This is a genomic window from Devosia equisanguinis, assembly GCF_900631955.1.
GTDB lineage: Bacteria > Pseudomonadota > Alphaproteobacteria > Rhizobiales > Devosiaceae > Devosia > Devosia equisanguinis.
Genome location: NZ_UZWD01000053.1, coordinates 1 through 18,240, shown reverse-complemented (window position 1 = coordinate 18,240; position 18,240 = coordinate 1). Strand labels below are relative to the sequence as shown.

The following is an 18,240-nucleotide window of genomic DNA, read 5'->3' as shown; positions in this document are numbered from 1 at the left end:
TCAGCTGGCCTTTTTGCGCGGTGATGCGGCTTTGGACTTAGCAGCGGCCCTTTTGGCGGGCGCGGCTTTTCTGGTCTTTTTGGCGGAGATGCCAGCGCTTTCTCGCAAGGCGGCCATGAGATCGACCACCTTGTCGTCCTTGGGCGGTGGACGCTTTTCGATCTTGCGCCCTTCGAGCTTGGCCTTGACCAGATCGGCCAGCGCCGCCTCGTAACGGTCGTCGAATTTGGCGGGATCGAAGCTGCCACGCTTGGTCTTGATGATGTGTTCCGCCAGCTCCAGCATTTCGCCCTTGAGCTTGAAATCGGGCACATCCTCGAATGCGGCGTCGGCGGAGCGCACTTCGTAGTCGTAATTGAGCGTCGTGGCGATGAGTCCCTTGCCATGCGGCCGGATCAGCACGGTGCGGACGCGGCGGAACAATACGGTCTGCGCCAGCGCCGCCACCTGGCGCTTGCTCATGCCGTCGCGAATGAGCGCAAAGGCCTCTTCGGCATCGCGGCCTGCGGGGGCGAGGTAATAGGGCTTGTCGAAATAGACATCGTCGATATCGCTACAGGCGATGAAGCTGCTGACATCGAGGGTCTTGTCACTGTCGGGCACGGCGGCGGCGACGGTTTCGGGATCGAGCGTGATGTATTCGCCGGAGCCAACCTCATAGCCCTTCACCTGATCGTCGCGCTCGACCGGCTTGCCGGTATCGCTATCGACGAACTGCCGGCGTACGCGATGGCCGGTGGCACGATTAAGGGTGTGGAAGGCGATACGGTCGGAGGTGGAGGCGGCGGTGTAGAGCGCGACGGGGCAGGTCAGCTCCGCCACCTTGAGAAAGCCCTTCCAGTTTGCACGCGGTGCCACTGCCCTCTCCTCGTTCCGATGACAGAGATAAACGGGGTGGCGAGGGCTTTGTTCCGCATCGTCCCACGGCGTCGGGCCCTGAACGCGGCAAAGCGGAGGTGACGGCCGTGGTTGGCGGCAAATGAGCGTTCATAGGCATTCTTCAGCGTAGTTGCACCATCCACCCAAGCCGCTGGGATTGATAGTGTTTTAGACATGTCGAGCCTGGTGGGGGCGGATTGGCGCATGCCTTGGAGGGCGCCAGTGTCGCGGCCGCCACATGCACGGGAGGGGACCATGTCCCAAGTTACGCGGCTGGTGGTGATGCTCCTGGCGAGCCTGGTCTTCATGGTGGCGGCGCGGGCCGACCATATGACCGGGCAGTATTCCGGGAGCGGGGCGGCGCAGGGTATCAATCTCAGCCTGCAGCAATCAGGGCGCACGGTGACCGGCCAATTGTCTGGCCAGACCAGCGGCACACTCAATGGCCAGAGCGATGGTGGTGAGAATGTCACCGGCGTGCTGACGTTCAGTAATGGCCAGCAGGTACAATTTCAGGCGCTGCACAGCCCACAGGGCATTACCATCGGCATCATGGGCGACCAGGGCATGGAGGAATATGTGTTCATGCGCGGCGGCGGTGGCGTCACCCCGCAGCCCGGGCTGGGACCACAGCCACAGCCTCAACCTCAGCCGGGGCCGCAACCTGGGCCTACGGGAGGGGATGACGGCGGCTATTATGTCGGGGTCAACGGGCAACCGATCGGCCCGGTCACCCGCCAGCAGGTGCTCGAGGCGCTGGCCGCGGGCCAGATTACCGGCACCAGCCTCGCCTGGAAGCAAGGCATGGCCGACTGGGCGCCGCTCAATACATTGCCAGAATTTGCGCAGACCAACCAGGGACCGCCAGAATTGCCGGGGGGGGATGGTCCCCCCGAATTGCCCGGAGGCGGCAAGACGTCTGGCCCGGTCAGCGAAACGCAGAGAAAAATCTCGGCGATGATGCTGGGCAGCGCGCTGGGCGTGTTCGCCCACGAACTGGGCCACGCCATGATCGGGGAACTCGGCATTCCCGCAACCGGTTCGGAAGAAGACACGGTGGACGAATTTTCGGCGCTGGTGCTGTCGTCGATGCTCAGGGATACGCAGGGCATGGCGCCCGACATGGTGGCGTTCCTCACCGAGATGGTGAGCTATTCTACCCTGCTCTGGTATCACGACGCCTCGCGCTCCAAGCAGCAGGGGATGGAGCTGCCCTGGTATGACGAGCACTCGGCCGGCGAAGCGCGGTTCCGCAACACGCTCTGCATCATCTACGGATCGTCGCCCACCTATTTCAAGGGGCTGGCCGACCGGGTGCAGTTCCCGGATCGGGAGCGCAGCCGCTGCGAGGTCGACTTCGCCAAGCGCAATCGGGCCTGGGAACTGATCGTGCAGCCCTTTGCCCGCAATCAGGGCGGCGAATATCCCGGCATGCAACCCGCCAACGCCAAGGGCGCCGCGCTCAAGGTGTCGTACCAGCCGTCCCAGACATCTTTCGGCAAGGGGCTGCAGACCGAACTGCAAAACCTGCACCTGTTCGAGGAGTTCGCAGCCAATATCGAGACCCTATTGGTCTGGCAGCGCGACCTCGACATCGTCTTTGCCGATTGCGGCACCGCCAACGCCTTCTACGACCCGCAGAATGCGCGGATCGTGATGTGCTGGGAGGGCATAGAGCACTTCTTCTGGACCGTGGCGGAACCCGAAGGGATCACCAAGGCCAGCCTTGGCCTCAACTGAGAAGGGTATCATGAGCAGACAAATTCCGATTGCGGCACTCGTTCTTGCCGGCATGCTGGCCGGCACCATGCCCAGCCTGGCACAGTTCGAAGGCAACTGGCAGTGCGAGATGACCTATACCGAACTCAACCAGCAGGGGCAGCGCACCAGCGGCTACGTCAAACAGTATGTGATGGGGGTGTATCCGGGCGGCGGCATGGAGGCGCAAGGCGCCTATGTGGGCATTGGCGGGCAGACCCAGTTCCAGGTGCAAGGCCAGTGGAAGGTCGATCAGGGGCACTTCATGGCGCAGGCCCAGGGCATGCAGCAATCCCAGTTCGGCACCATGCCGGAAATGCTGATCATGCTGGCGCAGCCGGGCGCTGATGGAAGGACGATGAGCTACAATTACGAGCAGCGCGACCCATCCGGCAGCTATGTGATGAACCGCCAGCTTTATGCGTGCCAGCGCATGTAGGCACAGTGCGGCCTTGTCCCGCCCTATCCGCTTAGAGAACAGGCAGTTTCATGCTGCGCAGGGCCTCCTGGAACTCTGCGTCCTGGCGGAGGTGGAAAAAGGCGGGATCGATGGAATAGTAAAAGGCGTGCCGGGTCTCGATGCGCGCGAGCGAGGCGATGGCGTCTGCCGGTGAGCCGGCAAGTGCATCGACATGGGCGAGGAAATAGGGCTCGAGGGCGGTGCGTACGTCCTCGCCTGAAACCGCGGCGGCCATGGCACTGCGCATGCCGTCGGGCCCGCCTTCTGCCAGGCCCCGGCGCCCGGCATCGACTACTTTCTGCCCTTCTGCGTCATGCGTCAGGGCAAAGCGCTGGGTCCAGGCGGCGAGGTAGGCTTCGTAATTCTGGCGGCGGAGTTCGACAAAGGCCAGAAATCGATAGGGGTTACGGTAGGATGGCTCGTGGCGAACGAGGCTTTGCAGAACCTCGCGCGCTGCCGCCGCCTGCCCTCCCGCCAGAAGAATGATCGCCTCCGATACGCGAATGGAGCGGGAATTGGGGTCGGCATATTTGGCCTTGCGGATTTCGACTAGAGCGCGACTGGGTTCGCCGGATAGTGCCAGGGCCGACGCATACCAATGCAGGGTTTGTACATCGCCGGGATCGCGTACCAGCGCCTGCTCGAAGCGCGCGAGGCCGGCCTTGAGGTCGCGCAGCCAGAAGAAGTCGATATCAGCCACCACGGTCATGGCTTGCGCGAGGGTGGAGTCCAACTCCAAAGCGCGTTGAGCGGCGTCGTGCGAGCGCTGATAGCCGGTAGCGGCGTCGATCTCGCCATATTCGACCATGAGATTGTAAGCGGTGGCCAGTTGCGTCCAGGCGAGGACGTTGGCGGGCTCGCTGCGCGTCAATTGCTGGAGAATGGCCGCGCCCTGGGTGACGCTATCGGGCGTGCGCTTTTCGACGAGATAGACGGCGTCGGTATAGAGATCGCGACTGACTTCGCTCGAGGCCGGCACGTCCGGTTGCGGTCGCGACGAAGCGTCGCCGAGGCTCAGAAGAAGCGGGGTAACCAGGGCAAGCGCGGCGACAGCGGCTCCAAAGGCAAGAATTTTTAGCGACGGGCCTATGCGCGGGGGGGCGGGTGGCGACATTGGGGCGTCGGGCAGAGGCTGTTGACCGCTGGCAGGGTTGGTATTGGCGGCGCCGGACGTGAAGCGCCGCAGCCAATCGTCGAGCTCTTCGGGATAGGCGAAGACAGCGGCGCCCTTGCGGGCCATGGTGCCGGCGGGGCGATGGATGGGTAGTCCATGCTCGGCCGCCCAGCGGCGCACGGTGCTGGGATTACGCTGGAAATAATTGGCGATGGCCTGCCAGCCGGAGAGCCGATGCGCGCCCGCCTTGCGGGCTTCGGACGTGTTCATGTGCCTGCTACCCACAAACCACTAAACCGACGCGGTCGCATGTTCCGCAGCGCAGCATTGCCGGGATAATGCTGGTGCGCATAAGCAGACTAGAGCGGCTGCGCCTCTCCTGCAACAAGGCTTTGGGTGTCGCAATGGGTGGGGAATTGCGATTCCGTTGAGTGGCTTAGGCGGATCGGTTGAGACGCTGAATCCGGTTCAGAGGTGGCTGAGAATATTGAGAAGCCGGCCAAACGGGTCGCGCACGAAAAAGCGCCTGACGCCCCATGGTTCGGTCGTCGGACCGTATTCGGGCCGATAGCCGGCCTGGCCAAGGCGCGCGAGGACAGATTCAAGGTCGTCCACCTCGATGGAGAGGTCCGGTACCGGCGTGCCCGATCCGCCTTCGACTGCAAAACTAAGCTGCGGGCTGGACTGGCCTTCACCGACAAAGGTGATGATCCAGCCATGGTCCATGCCGATGCTCATGCCCAGCAGGTCGCCATAAAAGGCCCTGGCGAGGTCCAATTGCTCGGTGGCGATATTGGCGACCACACGTCTGACGGTCATCCGACCTCCTTGGCCGCAGGGTCCATATCGCGGTACAAAATTCAGCCGACGAAGCGGTTGTTCCGTGGGAAGCCGGTGGGGGGCTGGCGGCCGGCGGTGGCGCGGTCGGCGAGCCAGTCGGTCAACTCTTCCATCGGCTTGGAGTAGGTGCGGCCCGAGGAGTCGGTCCAGGTCAGGCCATCGGCGGCATAGAAGGTCTTGAGGTCGGAAATGCCGCCATCCTTATAGCGCTGTAGGCGGACGCCCTTGCCGCGGCTCATGGCGGCGAGCTGGGCCATGGGGAAGACCAGAAGCTTGCGGTTCTGCCCGATGACCGCGACGCGATCACCATCGCAGGGCACGATCAGGCGGGCCTCGTCAGGCGCCGAAACATTGAGGATCTGCTTGCCCTTGCGGGTATTGGCGACGAGGTCGTCCTCGCCGACGATAAATCCGTAACCGCCCGATGACGCGATGATGCGCTTGGCGCCCGGGCGATAGACGAAGAGGTCGACAATGTCCTGCCCCTCCTCGATATCGACCATGATGCGCACCGGCTCGCCCTGCCCGCGGCCGCCGGGCAGCTTGTCGGCCCCCAGCGTATAGACCCGCCCTCCCGTGGTGAGCATCAGGAGCTTGTCGGTGGTCTCGCAGTTGATCGCGAGCTTCAGCCGGTCGCCGGTCTTGAAGCCCTTTTCGTCCACCGGGGCATTGTGGCCACGCGGGGCGCGGATCCAGCCCTTTTCGGAGAGGATGACGCTGATCGGCTCGCGCTCGATAAAGGCTTCAGTAATTTCGGCGGCGTCGGCATTGGGGGCGTCGCCGAAAATGCTGCGACGGGCGCCGAGGGCGTGCGGGGTGGTGCCATCGGCTTCGAACAGCGGATAGGCCTTCTTGAGGCCCTCGACCTGTTTGGCGATCTCGCCCCACTGCCGCTTGTCAGAGGCCAGAAGAGCTTCGAGCTTGCCCTTCTCGTCGGTGAGGTTGGAATGCTCCTTGCGCAGCTCCATTTCCTCGAGCTTGCGCAGCGAGCGCAGGCGCATGTTGAGAATGGCTTCGGCCTGGTTGTCGGTCAGCTCGAAGGTGGCAATCAGGCTGGCCTTAGCATCGTCCTCCTCGCGGATGATGCGGATCACCTCGTCGAGATTGAGATAGGCAATGATATAGCCTTCGAGCACTTCGAGGCGGTTGGCGATCTGCTCCAGCCGATGCTGGCTGCGGCGCACCAGCACCACCTTGCGGTGATCGAGCCAGGCGCGCAGCGCGTCGGCCAGACTCATGACGCGCGGCACCGTGCCCTTGTCGAGCACGTTGAGGTTGAGCGGGAAGCGCAGCTCGAGTTCGGTCAGCTTGAACAGCTGTTCCATGAGAATAACGGCATCGACCGTGCCGGCGCGCGGCTCGAGGATGAGACGAATGTCGTCGGCGCTTTCGTCGCGCACGTCCTTCAGAAGCGGCAGCTTCTTGGCCAGCAGCAGTTCGGCGATCTTTTCGACGAGGCGGGACTTTTGCACGCCATAGGGGATCTGCGTCACCACGATCTGGTAGACGCCCCTGCCCTTTTCTTCCTTGTGCCAGATGGCACGCAGGCGGAAGGCACCGCGACCGGTCTCGTAGGAATGGACGATGGAGGAGCGGCTTTCCACAAGCTGCCCGCCAGTGGGGAAATCGGGACCGCGCACCAGATCGTCCATGCTCGGCGGGGCGCTTAGATCGGTATGGACAAGTTCCTCGGTGGTGGCAGCAGGATTGTGGATGAGCTTGAGCGCGGCGTTGCAGAGCTCGACCACATTGTGCGGCGGCACCGAAGTAGCCATGCCCACGGCGATGCCGGTGGAGCCATTGGCCAGAAGGTTGGGGAAGTTGGACGGGAGCACCATGGGCTCTTCGTCCTCGCCGTCATAGGTCGGCTTGAAGTCGATGGCATTCTCGGTGATGCCTTCGAGCAGGCGCGTCGCCACATCGGTCATGCGGCTTTCGGTGTAGCGCATGGCCGCCGGGCTATCGCCGTCGATATTGCCGAAATTGCCCTGCCCATCGACCAGCGGATAGCGCAGGGCGAAATCCTGGGCCAGACGCACCAGAGCGTCATAGATCGACTGGTCGCCATGGGGGTGGAATTTACCGATAACGTCGCCGACGATACGGGCGCTTTTCTTGTAGCCCTGGCCCGGATCGAGCTTGAGCAGGCGCATGGCATGAATGATGCGCCGATGCACGGGTTTCAGTCCGTCACGCGCATCGGGCAGCGCGCGCTGGGTGATGGTGGAGAGCGCGTAGCTCAGATACCGCTCTTCAAGCGCCTGCTTGAGATCGACGATCCGCTGGTCGTCGGCAGGCGGTTTGGTATCGGCATCGGACATGGACGGCACACTCGTGAGAACGAATCAGGAGCAGAGTATAGCCGCAGCGCGGCGCTCCCACAGCAAAGCGGCGGATTTCTGCCGGTTCTCCACCCTTTGCTGCATCGTCGGCAAGCCGATTTCCGACCCGCCGGCGAATTTTTAGCGCCGTATCTGTCTCAGCGGCTCGGCTCGTCGTATTTCGCCTGCAGTTCCAGCCGTTCGGCGATGGCCTTGGGCGTCTGCAGAGCGATCAGTTCGAGCACGCTGGGCGGGGTGGCCGGATACCCGGAGATGATGACGCCGCCGCCGTCCGAGAGAGCCGCCGAGAGCGCATCGCCGGCCGGCAGCGCCAGGGTGTCCAAACCATTGGCGAGCAGCATGTCACGCAACCCGGTGGAGGCGGACTGGATGGTCTTGGTGCTCGACTGGCCGGTTTCCTGCGCCATCTGTTCCAGCAGGATCGCAGCGCCGCCTTCGTTGAAAAGGCCGGAGAACAGGGCCGAAACGGTCACCTGGCTGAAAAGCGGGATCAATTTGGCCTGCAGGGCAGCCCCATCGCTACCGGTGGCGCGCTGCTGACCCATTTCCACCAGCGCCGCTAGCAGCTCCTGGGTAATGCCGTTGAGCCCAACACTGAAGGCCAGGTCGCCGAAGTCGGGTGAACCAATTTCGACCGAGAACGGATCGATTGCGCCGGCATCGCGCCGCCAATTGAAGCGGATGTCGAGGTCGACCTTGCGGCCGATCAAAGGGGCGAGCACTTGCGGTGCATCGACCTGTTCTAGTAACGCTTCGGTTACGAGAAAGCCTTCCAGCGCCACACTTGCCTCATAGGTCGAAGGGTCGGCCGACCCGCGCTCGGGCAAGACGTTGAGGAAGTAGCTGGCGCTATCGAAGCTGACCGTTACGCCGGAACTTTCGAGGGTAAAGTCGAAGAGCGACAGGCCCGAAATCCCCTGTGCCAGCAGCATCGGATCTGTCATGCCCAATGGCGGGAGCAACACATCGGCGATCAACCCTCCAATACGCACGCGCGTGCCGTCCTGGGTGCGGTCGAAATTGGAGATGTGCAGCCCCTGGGCGTAGAGCAGATCGCCGGGCAAGGTAGTGACCGAGCTGACATAGGCCTTTTCGCCCAGCGTGACGGCGGTGCCGTCCGGGCTGGTGAGCACCAGGGGCTGCAGGCCAGTGGTGTTGGCATCGTAGCCGGGTCCAATGGCGTAACTCAGCGAGCCATCAAGTTCAGCCAGATATTGGTTGGCGCGCGCGAAGAAGTCATCGATCGGCGCCGCCTGGACCGGGACAGCCAGCAGTGCGGTGGCAGCAATGGAAATCAGCAGGTTACGCATGTTCATTCATCCCCCTCAACATGCACGACTTCCACGCCGAGCCGGTCGATCAGGGCCGCCGGCGTCTGACCGAGGGCGGCAAGCTCGAGAATACTGACCGGCTTTTCAGGGAAGGCATCGATGCCGAGTGTTCCGCCTTCCTCTAGCAGCAGGGCAAGGGACTGGGTGGCCTGCTCGACCAGAGTGTCGGAGGCCTTGATCGAAGAGAGCCCATCGTCGACAGCGTCGATGGCGGCGGCAATGGCCTGTTCGGTCGTGGTCTTGCGTTCGGTGGCGGCTGCGTTGAGCATGAAGTCCACGACGCCGCCATCGGTGATCACCAGCTTGCCGGCGCTATAGGTGAGCTGGCTCATCAGCCGGACGGCCGTGGCCTGCAGGCCGGAGAGGTCGGAAGGCGAACCATCGGCCTGGTCGGCGCCCAGTGCGGCGAGCTCGCTCAACACGTCCATGGTGACACCACCGAGCTGTACGCCGACGGCGAAGGTGCCGAGGGTGTCGGTGGAGAACTCGAAGTCGGCCACGGTCAAATTGCCATTGGTGGTGTCCCAATGGATCGGCAGATAAATGTCGGCCTGCTGGTCGAGCAGATAGTCTTCCCAACCCGCCAGTTTATCCAGGTCGAAGGCGCGCAGCGCTTGTTCAGGCATGGTCAATCCGACGACCTCGACAATGGCCGAGAACGCGGTGGGGCTGGTGGTGCCGATTTCGGGATCGGCATTGAGAACGAAGCTTAGGAGATCAATATCGGCGGTGGAGACGCCGTCGTCGACGAGCAGATTTTCCACCGCCACTCCACCCAATATCTGGGCAAAGAGATAGGGGGCGGTGGCGTCCAGGGGCGGCAGCAATACGTTCGACAGGGTAATCTTGTCAGCGCTGACCCGCACATCATCATTGGTGTGATCGAACTTGTTGATGACGATGCTGTCCACCAGCATCAGGTCGCCATCCAGGGTGGTGACCGTACCGAACTCCACCGAGGCGCCGAGCGGCGTGGTGTTGTTCGGAGCGATCAGGGCCACGTCCTTCAGGGTCAGTGGACCGGCCTTGCTTTTGCCGATGGGCACGCTCGCCGTCACCGAGCCGCCAATGGGCTCGAGCCAGGCATTGAGGCGTTCAAAGAAGTCGTCGACAGGCGCCGCCAGCACCGGGCCGGCCGCGAAGACGGCAAGCATGCTGGACGCCGTCAAAAGGCGAACAGAGTTCATTCCTGGTCCCTCCAGTAGCACCCTTGTCGGAAAAGGGCGATGTCATGCCCCCCGGCATGATGTTGGCGCACAAGCCGGCTACACGGTCCGCATTTTATGCGCTCAGTGAGCTATAACAACTCAGCGAGGGCTTGTCATCAGTGCTGATGCGCGAGGCTTAACGGGCGAGGAGGCGCTGCAGCAGCAGGTCGCGGGTGGGCGGAGGATCGAGGCGGCGGGCGGACCAGACCAGCTTGTCGAGGAAGTGCCCGGTGAGCCGGAGACCGGCGGCAATGTCATCGGGCGAGGCATTGCCGCGGGCGGCGAGGAAACTGGGCAGCGGTAGCAAGCGGTCCTTATAGGGCTCGGCCGCCACGCGCGAGACAGCGCGGCCGGTCTTGGGCGAGACATGGCTGAGGTCGCTGGTGACACCGGTGGCGGCACAGCTTGTGAGATCGAGGCCGTAGCCGAGCTCATCGAGCAGGTCGAGCTCGAAGCGCACCAGCTCGACGCCATCGGGAGGATTATCGATCAGCTTCAGGGCTTTGCCGAGGAGACGATCGTGTGGATCGCGCTCGGGCAGGAGCCGCAGGTGTTCGCAGACCAGCTGGCTGAGATAGAGCCGGTCGCGGTCGGCGATCAGCTCGGCGGCGCGGGCCTGCAGCAATTCGACAGCGAAGGTGCCGAGGTGATCCTCGATGCGGGCACGCCAGGTCAGCTGCACGGTATTGCCCGCCTGCAGCGCGGGCGAGAGCTTGCTGGAGCGGCCACCACGCACGAGGCCGAGATAGCGCCCGCGTCCGGCCACCATGGCCTCGGCAATGAGACTGGTTTCGCCGTGGCGGCGGACACCGATCAGCAGGGCTTCACCGGTCCATTCCATAGGTCGGGCACCACCCTATTCTTCTCCCCCTCGGGGAGAAGGTGGCGCGCCAGCGCCGGATGAGGGGGAGGTTGCGACAAGCTCCCTCACCCGTCTCGGCCTTTGGCCGATCCACCCTCTCCCCGAGAGGGAGAGGAATAAGGGTTCAGTTCTTTCCACTTGGAAATTCCAAGCCCATTTCGCGGTAGCGCTCGGGATCGTCGGCCCACTTTTCGCGGACCTTGACGAAGAGGAAGAGGTGGATCGGCACCTCGTACATTTCCATGAGTTCCCTGCGGGCCTCGGCACCGATGGCCTTGATGGTCTGCCCGCCGGCGCCCAGCACGATCTTCTTGTGACTGTCGCGGCTGACATAGACCACCTGGTCGATCTTGTAGGACCCGTCCTTCTGGATCTTGAAGCTCTCGGTTTCGACCGTGGCATTGTAGGGGATCTCGTCGTGAACGCGCAGGAACAGCTTTTCGCGCGTGATCTCGGCGGCGGTGATGGCCATGGTGAGATCGGTGAGATGATCTTCCGGGAAATGCCAGGGGCCGGGCGGGATGTGCTTGATGCACCAGTCGATGAAATCCTTGACGCCGTGGCCCTTGAGGGCGGAAAGCATGAAGGTCGCCTCGAAGCGCAGGCGCTCGTTGAGGCTCTGCGACAGGGCGAGCAGGCTCTCATGCTTGACGGTGTCGATCTTGTTGAGGATCAGCACCTTGGGCTGGCGGATGTTTTCGAGGCCCTCGAGCAGGGTTTCGATATCGGGCGTCACGCCGCGGTCGGCATCGATGATGAAGGCGACGATGTCGCTGTCCCCTGCCCCGCCCCAGGCGTTTTCGACCATGGCGCGCTCAAGCCGCTTCTTGGGCGCGAAGATGCCCGGCGTATCGACGAAAACGAGCTGGGCCTGATCCAGCGTCAGCACGCCGCGCACCTGGCTGCGGGTGGTCTGCGCCTTGTGGGTAACGATGGAGACCTTGGTGCCCACCAGGGCATTGAGCAGCGTCGACTTGCCGGCATTGGGCGCACCGACCAGGGCGATGAAGCCACAGCAGGTGTCGGCCAGTTCGGAGGGGGTATTCATTTCTTTTCCTTCCAAACATTCTGGGCGATGAGAAACATCTCGGCCGCCTTGTGTTCGGCGATCTTCTTGGAGGGGCCGGTGGCGTCGATCCGCTCGAAACCGGCGACCTCGACGGCAATGGTGAATTCGGGTGCATGGTCCGGGCCGCGCCGCTCGACCTGCAGATAAGCCGGCGGTTCGAGGCCACGGGCCTGGGCCCATTCCTGTAGCGTGGTCTTGGCGTCGGCGCGGTTGGCCTGACCATCGGCGAGGAACTGGGTGAAATAGCGCCGGATGAAGTCCGATGCAGGCTCGAGACCACCATCGAGAAAGATGGCGCCGATAATGGCTTCGGTGACGTCGCCGAGAATTGCGTCCTTTTCGGCACCACCGGTTCTCGCCTCGCTGTCACCCAGGATCAGTTCCTTGCCGAGATCGAGCTTGCGGGCGATATCGGCGCAGGTTTCCTTGCGCACCAGGGTGTTGAGCGTGCGGCTCAACTCCCCTTCATTGGATTTGGGGAAGCGGGCATAGAGCATGTCCGCCACCACCAGGCCCAGCACCCGGTCGCCGAGAAATTCGAGCCGCTGATAGGACTGTTCGATGCGCTTGCCCGGCGAGATGGCGCTGGAATGACTCAGCGCGCGTTCGAGCAAGCCGACATCGGCAAAACTATAGCCCAGCCGAACCTGCAGCTTTTCGTGTCCCTTGTCGCGACGGCTCACGGCGCTTCCGTGGTGTCATACGGCCCATTGCCATAGACCGACTGGAACATGCGATCCCAGCGCACATTGGCGGGCCACTGCCAGATCTGCCAGGGCGGCAGGTTGTCCTTGATGGAGAAGAAGCGTGCTTCGGCCTTGGCGATGAGATTGACGGCGGGGACATAGCCGACCTGGCTCAGCACGCGGCTATCGGCGGAACGGTCGCGATTGTCGCCCATCATGAAATAGTGGCCAGCGGGGACCACATATTCAGGGGTATTGTCGAGCGGCAGGTTGTCGCCGATTTCCTGGATGATGTGGGTCGTGCCTTCCGGGAAGGTTTCGCGATAGACCTGGACCTGGCGGGTATCGCCATTGCTGTCTGTATCTTCCGCGGTGCCGACCAGTTCGCGCTCGACCATGGTGCCGTTGATAAAGAGCCGGCCTTCCTTGACCTGGATCCTGTCGCCCGGCAGGCCGACTATGCGCTTGATATATTCGATATTCTGCGGCACCGGGCGGAACACCGCGATATCGCCGCGATTGGGATCACGCCCGAGGATGCGATTGGAGATCGGCAGCTCGAAGTCGAGCAGCGCGAAGTCGCCATAGCGGCCCAACGAGAAGGAATGCTTGCCATAGCCCCAGACGAATTTATTGGCGACGAAGTAGTCGCCGATCATCAGCGTCTGCTGCATCGAGGCGGTGGGGATGGAAAAGGGCTGGTAGAGGAAGAAGCGCAGCACGATGGCGATGAGCAGCGCTTCGACAATGACCACCAGCGTATCCCACCACTCGCTGGCGGCGGATTTCTGGGCAGGCTTGTCGGCAGGTTGAGTCATTGTGGTCCCCGTTCAGGCGGTGCCAAAGCGTTAGACAGTTGCGCCTTTGGGGTCAACGGGCAGCGCTTCGATGACGACGAAGGCCTGAGCCAGCCCAGCATCGTCGGTAATGGTCAAATGGATATGGGCCTCGTGTCCCGCTGGCACAAGCCGGGCCAGAGCACGCGCGGCGCCATTGGTCAGATGCATGGTCGGCTTGCCGGACGGCAGGTTCACCACGCCCATGTCGCGCCAATAAACGCCGAAACTAAGGCCGGTGCCCAGGGCCTTGGAACAGGCTTCCTTGGCAGCGAAACGCTTGGCATAGGATGCGGCACGCTGGGCCCGACGATCGGACTTCTTCTGTTCGATCTCGGTAAAGCAGCGCTGCACAAATCGGTCGCCGAAGCGGATAAGCGTCTGCTCTACGCGATGTATCTGGATGAGGTCGGAGCCGAGGCCGATGATCATGATGCCGCCTCAATGTGTGTTGCGGAAGCCCCCTCACCCGTCTCGGCCTTTGGCCGATCCACCCTCTCCCCGAGAGGGAGAGGAACAAGAGGGGTGCGCCGGACCATTCTTCTCCCTCTCGGGGAGAAGGTGGCGCGCAGCGCCGGATGAGGGGGGATTGCGAAGATCACTTCACACCCTGGATGCCGCGGCTGCCAGGCTTGATGGCGGGGATAGCGGCGAGTTCGGGGGGCAACTGGTCGGCCGGATAGGCATGGACCTTGTACTGGATCAGCGAGACCAGCGGCACGCCGACATCGGCTTCGCCGGCGGAGCGGTCGATGAGGCAGGCGGCGGCGACCACATTGGCGCCGATCTTGCGCAGGGCATCGACGCATTCGCGGATCGAGAGGCCGGTAGAGACGATGTCCTCGACGACGATGACCTTGTCATCGGGCTCGATCTCGAAGCCGCGGCGCAGCTCGAACTGGCCATCGACGCGCTCGGTGTAAAGCGCGGGGACGCCGAGATGGCGGGAGGTTTCGTAGCCGGGAATAATGCCGCCAATGGCCGGAGACACCACCTTGGTCACATCGCCATAGCCTTCGGCGCGGATCTTTTCGGCCAGGGCCCTGCAGAGCTTTTCGGTCTGGTGGGCATATTGGAACACCTTGGCCTTCTGCAGGAAAACCGGCGAGCGCAGGCCAGACGACAGGATGAAATGTCCCTCCAGCATGGCACCGCATTCGCGGAAAATGGCCAGAACATCCTCATTCGTCATTGCGCGCACTCCTGTCGATCCTGCCATCCCATTCCAGCGTCGAAATCATGCTGGCCTCGCGGAGGCCGGCGCGCTGGACGGCCGAAAGGCCGGGGCTGCGCTTGAGGGTTGCCAGAACATCGGTCAGTTGCGCAAGGTCGCGCACCTCGATTTCGAAGATCATCTGGTGAAAGTCGGGCGAAATCATCCGCATCACCAGATTGTTGATATTGGCCTCGCAGGCAGCGATTGCCGACGAAATCTGGGCGAGCGAGCCGGGCTTGTTGACCGATTCCATGGAAATGACCGTCGGATAGAGCCGCTCTTCGCTGCCCTGCAGGTTCCAGCGGACATCGACCCAGGCCACGTCGCTGTCGTGCTTGTCCATCAGCGCATCGGAATGGATGGGATAGACGGTGATCGGCCGGTCGGGCTCGAGAATGCCGACAAGGCGATCGCCCGGCACGACGCCCTCCCCCGACAATTGCACCGGGGTGTGGAAATCAAGCTGGGCCAGGGCCGCCTTGGCATGACTGCCCGAGCGCTGGCCACCGGGAACGCGGAAGCGGAACTGGTCGGTGGCGCGCAGGGCGAACCAGCCATCGGCGGTGTCGGCCACCGGCAGGTCGAGCTTGCGGCGGCGCTTGCGGATGCCCTTGACCTGGGCGAGTGCATTGCCAAGGTCCTCACTGCCGATCTTGCCCTCGCCAATGGCGATCAGCAGGTCGCGCTTATTGGGCTGTTCCAACGCCTCGGCCAGAGTTTTGGCCTCGCTCTCATCGAGCATAACCCCTTCGCGCTCCAACATCATGGAGAGCACGTTTTCGCCCAGGGCAAAGGCGCGCTGGGTGGCGGTCTGGCGCACCGCCCGGCGAATGGCGGCGCGCGCCTTGCCGGTGGCGGCAATGCCGATCCAGTTGGAGGGCGGGCGATGGTTCTGGTCGCGCAGGATTTCGACTTCGTCGCCGGAGCGCAATTGCGTCACCAGCGGCAGGATCAAGCCATTGATCTTGGCACCGACGCAGGTGTCGCCGATATCGGTATGCAGCGCATAGGCGAAGTCGATGGGCGTGGCGCCGCGGGGCAGCGCGATCAGCCGGCCGCGGGGGGTGAAGCAGAACACCTGGTCCTGAAACAGCTCCAGCTTGGTGTATTCGAGAAAATCCTCGGTCGAAATGCCCGAAGTCAGATGACTGATGGTTTGGCGCAGCGAGCCATAGGCCTGGGATTCGCTCTCGATGCGACCGAGATTGGCCGAGGCGCCATCCTTGTAGAGCGCATGGGCGGCAATGCCGAATTCGGCGATGCGGTCCATTTCCTCGGTTCTGATCTGTAGTTCGACGCGCTGGCGGCTGGGCCCGACAATGGTGGTGTGGATCGACTGGTAGTCGTTGTGCTTGGGGACCGAAATATAGTCCTTGAACCGCCCGGGGACCACTTTCCAGGCGGTGTGCACGAGACCAACGGTCTTGTAGCACTGGTCGATGGAACCAACGACGACGCGGAAGCCGATCATGTCGGACAGCTGTTCCAGCGCGATGGATTTGCGCTCGATCTTGGAGAAGATCGAATAGGGCGACTTAACCCGCGCCTTGACCCGCGCGGTGATGCCTTCGGCGGAAAGCCGGTCGGTCAGCTCGGAGGTGATGGTGTCGATGGTCTCGCGATGGTCGGCCTGCATCTGATCCAGACGCACCGTGATCGCTTCGTAGTGATCCGGATGCAGGATGCGGAAGCTGAGGTCCTCCAGCTCGTTGCGCATATCCTGCATACCCATGCGGCCGGCGAGCGGCGCATAGATATCCATGGTCTCCTGGGCAATGCGCTGCTGCTTGTCGGCGCGCATATATTGCAAGGTACGCATATTGTGCAGGCGGTCGGCCAGCTTGACCAGCAGCACGCGCACGTCCTGGCTGATGGCCAGGAGCAGCTTGCGCAGGTTTTCGGCCTGCGCCTCTTCGCGGGACACCAGGTTCAGCCGCTCGATCTTGGTCAGGCCATCGACAATGGTGCCGATTTCACCGCCGAACATCTGGTCGATCTCGGCGCGGGTGGCGTCGGTATCCTCGATCGTGTCGTGCAAGAGGCCCACGGCGATCGAGGCATCGTCGAGCTTGAGTTCGGTGAGGATCGCAGCGACCTCAAGCGGGTGGTTGAAGTAAGGGTCGCCAGAGGCGCGCTTTTGCGAGCCATGCTTCTGCATGGCGTAGACATAGGCCTTATTCAACAATTGCTCATCGGCGTTCGGGTTATAGGCCTGAACGCGTTCGACAAGCTCGTACTGACGCATCATATGATTAGCCGCTCGCTCTTATGGATGAGCTTAGCGCCTGTTTTGGAAATGAAAAGAGCGCCCGACGCAGGCCGGACGCTCTTTTGATATAGTCGCCTCTGGCGGCTAGGCAACGGCAATTGTGTTGTTTGCCGCCATAGTGGGAGCAGACTTTGGCCTGCTCGCCTCAAATCGCTCCACCGGAGCGATTTGCCCTAGCGGGACGGCTCTCAGTCATCGCGACGCTCGGGGGGAGCGAGGCTTTCGATGCCGCGCAGCAGTTCTTCTTCGCTGATGGTATCGAAATTGATCGAATCGTCATCACCGGCGCTCTCGATCAGCGGAGCGGCGCTGGATTCGGGTTCGTCGACTTCGACATATTTCTGCAGCGAATGAATCAGATCTTCGTGCAAATCATCAGGAGAAATGGTGCCATCGCCGATTTCGCGCAGGGCAACGACGGGATTCTTGTCATTGTCGCGGGGAACGGTGATCTGCGCGCCGGAGGAAATCATGCGCGCGCGATGAGCGGCCATGAGGACGAGATCGAAGCGATTCTCGACCTTCTCGATGCAGTCTTCAACGGTGACGCGTGCCACAGACGTCTCCACACTTTGGGGGAATGAAGGCCTGCCTTACACGATGCAGTCCACGATGACAAGGCTAAGGGGCGGAGCTTGTCGCCTCGCCGAAAATGTGCGAATAGCGAATTTAAACGCATTCTTAGTTTCAAAGCTGCCCCTGGGGACGCGGGTGGCGTATTTTCAACTACAAAGCATTTCAGTCGGAGCATTAATATGGCAATTGATCCACGCGAGAAAATCGCGCTTTTTATCGATGGCGCCAATCTTTATGCAACATCGAAGGCCGTTGGCATCGATATCGATTACCGAAAACTCCTCACCGAATTCAGCGCCAAGGCATATCTGCTGCGGGCCAATTACTACACAGCCCTGGTGGAAGATCAGGAATATTCATCGATCCGCCCTTTGATCGATTGGCTTGATTATAACGGCTATACGGTGGTGACCAAGCCGGCCAAGGAATTCACCGATGCCCTGGGGCGCCGCAAGATCAAGGGCAATATGGACATCGAGCTCACGGTCGATGCCCTCGAGCAATCACCCTATTATGATCACCTGATCCTGTTTTCCGGCGATGGCGACTTTACCGCGCTGGTGGCGGCGCTGCAGCGCAAGGGCAAGCGGGTGACGGTGGTCTCGACGCTGGCCACCTCGACGCCGATGATTTCAGACGATCTGCGCCGCCAGGCCGACTTTTTCCTCGACGTCGCGGAGCTGGCGCGGACGGTTGGCCGGCCACAGGTGCAAAAGCCGGCTGAGGCTTAAACCATTTCAAACTGAAGTGGACTCAGGGCTCTTTCGCCTCCCTCCCGAGGGGCGGGATCGCGG

17 protein-coding genes are annotated in these 18,240 nt (G+C 62.4%); 3 read left to right on the top strand and 14 right to left on the bottom strand.

Features of this window, described 5'->3' with window-relative positions:
- A complete protein-coding gene (gene ku / locus DEVEQU_RS18525) occupies nt 1-858 on the bottom strand; it encodes a non-homologous end joining protein Ku (RefSeq protein ID WP_126152090.1) in 858 nt (285 codons plus the stop codon).
- A 276-nt stretch (nt 859-1,134) separates the two neighbouring features.
- Between ku and DEVEQU_RS18520 the strand changes: the two genes are divergently transcribed.
- Both DEVEQU_RS18520 and DEVEQU_RS18515 read left to right on the top strand, forming a co-directional pair.
- Nucleotides 1,135-2,619 carry a DUF4344 domain-containing metallopeptidase gene (locus DEVEQU_RS18520; RefSeq protein WP_164550481.1) on the top strand — a complete coding sequence of 495 codons (1,485 nt, stop codon included), beginning with the start codon at nt 1,135-1,137 and terminating at the stop codon, nt 2,617-2,619.
- A 10-nt stretch (nt 2,620-2,629) separates the two neighbouring features.
- Complete coding sequence (locus tag DEVEQU_RS18515; RefSeq protein ID WP_126152088.1) at nt 2,630-3,076, top strand: hypothetical protein; 447 nt, start codon at nt 2,630-2,632, stop codon at nt 3,074-3,076.
- A gap of 31 nt (nt 3,077-3,107) precedes the next feature.
- Here DEVEQU_RS18515 and DEVEQU_RS18510 read toward each other — a convergent pair whose 3' ends face one another.
- From DEVEQU_RS18510 to rpoZ, 13 genes are all read right to left on the bottom strand, one after another.
- The gene (locus tag DEVEQU_RS18510) at nt 3,108-4,481 is read right to left on the bottom strand and encodes a tetratricopeptide repeat protein (protein ID WP_126152087.1); all 1,374 of its coding nucleotides are present in this window, start codon (nt 4,479-4,481) and stop codon (nt 3,108-3,110) included.
- 198 nt (nt 4,482-4,679) lie between these two features.
- The gene (locus DEVEQU_RS18505; RefSeq protein ID WP_126152086.1) at nt 4,680-5,030 is read right to left on the bottom strand and encodes a VOC family protein; all 351 of its coding nucleotides are present in this window, start codon (nt 5,028-5,030) and stop codon (nt 4,680-4,682) included.
- A 41-nt stretch (nt 5,031-5,071) separates the two neighbouring features.
- Nucleotides 5,072-7,372, bottom strand: a complete 2,301-nt coding sequence (parC, locus tag DEVEQU_RS18500; protein WP_126152085.1) for a DNA topoisomerase IV subunit A — start codon at nt 7,370-7,372, stop codon at nt 5,072-5,074.
- Nucleotides 7,373-7,530: 158 nt separating this feature from the next.
- Nucleotides 7,531-8,709: a hypothetical protein gene (locus DEVEQU_RS18495; protein ID WP_126152084.1), complete on the bottom strand. Its 1,179-nt coding sequence runs from the start codon at nt 8,707-8,709 to the stop codon at nt 7,531-7,533.
- Nucleotides 8,706-9,911, bottom strand: coding sequence for a hypothetical protein (locus DEVEQU_RS18490; RefSeq protein ID WP_126152083.1), 1,206 nt, complete (start codon nt 9,909-9,911; stop codon nt 8,706-8,708). The genes DEVEQU_RS18495 and DEVEQU_RS18490 overlap by 4 nt, the downstream gene beginning before the upstream one ends.
- 157 nt (nt 9,912-10,068) lie before the next feature.
- Complete coding sequence (gene recO / locus DEVEQU_RS18485; RefSeq protein ID WP_126152082.1) at nt 10,069-10,773, bottom strand: DNA repair protein RecO; 705 nt, start codon at nt 10,771-10,773, stop codon at nt 10,069-10,071.
- A 145-nt stretch (nt 10,774-10,918) separates the two neighbouring features.
- On the bottom strand, nt 10,919-11,842 hold the full coding sequence (gene era, locus DEVEQU_RS18480; RefSeq protein ID WP_126152081.1) for a GTPase Era: 924 nt from the start codon (nt 11,840-11,842) through the stop codon (nt 10,919-10,921).
- Nucleotides 11,839-12,546 (bottom strand): ribonuclease III, encoded by a 708-nt coding sequence (gene rnc, locus DEVEQU_RS18475; protein WP_126152080.1) that lies wholly within the window; start codon nt 12,544-12,546, stop codon nt 11,839-11,841. The genes era and rnc overlap by 4 nt, the downstream gene beginning before the upstream one ends.
- Entirely contained in the window at nt 12,543-13,367 is an 825-nt protein-coding gene (gene lepB / locus DEVEQU_RS18470; RefSeq protein ID WP_126152079.1) for a signal peptidase I, read from the bottom strand. Before lepB ends, rnc begins: the two co-directional genes overlap by 4 nt.
- Nucleotides 13,368-13,397: 30 nt before the next feature.
- Nucleotides 13,398-13,817 carry a holo-ACP synthase gene (gene acpS / locus DEVEQU_RS18465; protein WP_126152078.1) on the bottom strand — a complete coding sequence of 140 codons (420 nt, stop codon included), beginning with the start codon at nt 13,815-13,817 and terminating at the stop codon, nt 13,398-13,400.
- Between the two features lie 166 nt (nt 13,818-13,983).
- Nucleotides 13,984-14,577, bottom strand: a complete 594-nt coding sequence (gene pyrE / locus DEVEQU_RS18460; protein WP_126152077.1) for an orotate phosphoribosyltransferase — start codon at nt 14,575-14,577, stop codon at nt 13,984-13,986.
- Nucleotides 14,567-16,849 (bottom strand): RelA/SpoT family protein, encoded by a 2,283-nt coding sequence (locus tag DEVEQU_RS18455; RefSeq protein WP_126152076.1) that lies wholly within the window; start codon nt 16,847-16,849, stop codon nt 14,567-14,569. Before DEVEQU_RS18455 ends, pyrE begins: the two co-directional genes overlap by 11 nt.
- Before the next feature lie 209 nt (nt 16,850-17,058).
- Nucleotides 17,059-17,427 (bottom strand): DNA-directed RNA polymerase subunit omega, encoded by a 369-nt coding sequence (gene rpoZ, locus DEVEQU_RS18450; RefSeq protein WP_126152075.1) that lies wholly within the window; start codon nt 17,425-17,427, stop codon nt 17,059-17,061.
- A 198-nt stretch (nt 17,428-17,625) separates the two neighbouring features.
- Between rpoZ and DEVEQU_RS18445 the strand changes: the two genes are divergently transcribed.
- The gene (locus tag DEVEQU_RS18445; RefSeq protein ID WP_126152074.1) at nt 17,626-18,177 is read left to right on the top strand and encodes a LabA-like NYN domain-containing protein; all 552 of its coding nucleotides are present in this window, start codon (nt 17,626-17,628) and stop codon (nt 18,175-18,177) included.
- The last annotated feature ends 63 nt before the right edge of the window (nt 18,178-18,240 follow it).